The 2,110-nt window shown below is 73.6% G+C and carries 2 protein-coding genes and 1 pseudogene; 1 reads left to right on the plus strand and 2 read right to left on the minus strand.

All coding sequences use genetic code 11. The annotated features are described in order from the left end of the window. On the minus strand, positions 1-658 hold a 658-nt coding region (locus B7P34_RS35765; RefSeq protein WP_146167037.1), incomplete at its 3' end, for a TerD family protein. Positions 659-799: 141 nt separating this feature from the next. Next, entirely contained in the window at positions 800-1,396 is a 597-nt protein-coding gene (locus B7P34_RS35770; RefSeq protein ID WP_106682268.1) for a M48 metallopeptidase family protein, read from the minus strand. A 170-nt stretch (positions 1,397-1,566) separates the two neighbouring features. Between B7P34_RS35770 and B7P34_RS35775 the strand changes: the two are divergent. Next, a pseudogene (locus B7P34_RS35775) lies at positions 1,567-2,110 on the plus strand (hypothetical protein); the annotation flags it as partial.

A 2,110-nucleotide genomic window follows, 5' to 3' on the forward strand; every position in this document is an offset into this window, starting at 1 on the left:
CCGGTGCCGCGGGCGCGGCGAAGGCCGGGGGCGGGGTGGTCTGCTGCGGAGGGGCGAACGCGGGCGCCGCGGCCGGTGCCTGGGCGGGCGCCGCCTGGGGTGCCTGGGCCGCCTGGTTCTCGGGTTCCTCCTCCAGCACCTCGCCGCCGAAGTTTCTCAGCAGCGCTTCCAGACCGCCGTCGAAGCCCTGTCCGACGGCCGCGAACCGCCAGACGTCCTTGAGGTAGACGTCGCCGAGCATCACCGCGCGCTCGGTGCTGAACTCGCTTCCGGTGAAGGAGTAGCGCGCGACTTCCTGGCCGCCCGCGACGATGCGGAGGTAGCCGGGGCCGGCCTGCGACATCTGGCCGGCCCCGTCGAGGGTGGCCGTGAAGGAGAGGCGCTGGATGTGCGGGGGGATCTGGTCGAGGGTGACGCGGAAGGACTCCGTGTCGCCGGCCTGCGCGCCGAGCTGCTGGATGGCGCCCTCGGGCGACTTGGGCTGGTTGAAGAAGACGAAGTACCGGTCGTCCGAGAGCCGCTCCGCGGCGTCGAGGCCGAAACAGCTGATGTCGAAGGTCAGGCCGGGACCCGCGATCTGCACTCCCACGTACAGATCGGTCCCCGCCGTCAGGTCACTGATCTTGGCCTTGTGGCCGCGCTGGAATTCCCTGGCCATGCGTTACGACCGTCCCCCATCCGAACGTGCGATGAAAACGTGTGATGAATGCGTTGCGTCAGGCTAACGGCTGAGGGCGGGATCATCCGACTCAGGACCGGCCGTGCCCCCTGAAGGGGACGCGGCGGCGCCGGGTCCGGTTCATTCGCTGCGCGCTGCGGGCAGATGGGGCAGCCGGTCGGCGGCCACCACGCCCTCCAGGTAGCCGCGGGCGCGCTCGGTGCGCGGGTAGGCGTCGAGGAGCCGCCAGAAGCCCGGGCCGTGGCCGGGGACGAGCAGGTGCGCCAGCTCGTGCAGGAGGACGTAGTCGAGGACGTACTCGGGCATGCCCTGCAGCCGGTGCGAGAGGCGGATGCTGCCCTCGGCGGGGGTGCACGAACCCCAGCGGGTGTTCTGGTTGGTGACCCAGCGGACGGTCGCGGGGCGGGCCCTGCCGCCGAGGTACTGCTCGGACAGGCGGGCGGCGCGCTCGGCGAGCTCGGCGTCGCCGAGCATGCGCTTGCTCTCCTGGGCCGCGAGCTTGTCGAGCATCGTCGTGACCCAGCGCTGCTCCTCGGCCTCCGACATGCGCGCGGGGATGAGGACCACGGTGCGGTCGCCCTCCCGGTACGCGGAGACCGTTCTGCGGCGGCGCGCGCTCCGTCGGACCTCGACCGCACCGGGCTCGGCGCCGCCGGTGAGCGGGCCGGGAGCACTGCGCGGTGGTCGTGCGGCACTGTGCAGGGGGTCGACGGGCACGGCCCCGACGTTACCGGCTGCCGGCGCGTGAAGTCCCGCCCATCGCTCCTTGTCGGGGGCAAAGACCCCGCGGAAACAGCGTTCGTACGACCATCACACCGTGCCTGTGGACAACTTCGCACGCGGGCGGCGCGGAAGGGCCATGCTGGGGCCACGTCGAGGGGGGAACCATGCAGAAGACCGCAGAGCGCACGAATCCCTGTCAATCCGCGCATCCCATGCTCAAACCCGCGCTGCGCCGCAGCTGGCGCAGCCGGGACACGGTCCAGTTCGGGGTCGCCCCGGCGCACGCGGTGGCGGTGGGGCCGGTGGACACGGCGACGGGCAGCTTCCTGGGCCTGCTCGACGGAACGCGCGGGATGCCGCTCCTGCGGGAGGAGGCGAGAGCCGCGGGCCTGCCGGAGGGGCGGGCGGACGCCCTGGTGGAGCGGCTGTCCGCGGCCGGGCTGCTCGACGATCCGCGCGGGGGCGGCGAAGGGGCGGCGGCCCTGCGGAAGACGGGGGCCGCGCTGGAGCGGCTGCGGCCCGACCTGGCCTCGCTGTCCGTGCTGCACCCGGGGCCGGGCGAGGCGATGCGACTGATGGGCGCGCGGCAGGCGATGCGGGTGCAGGTGCGGGGCGCCGGCCGGGTGGGTGCGGCCGTGGCGGCGCTGCTGTCGGCCTCGGGCGTGGGGCAGGTCGATGTGATGGACGGCGGCTGCGTGGAGCCGTGGG

The organism is Streptosporangium nondiastaticum, from assembly GCF_003011965.1.
Taxonomy (GTDB): domain Bacteria; phylum Actinomycetota; class Actinomycetes; order Streptomycetales; family Streptomycetaceae; genus Streptomyces; species Streptomyces nondiastaticus.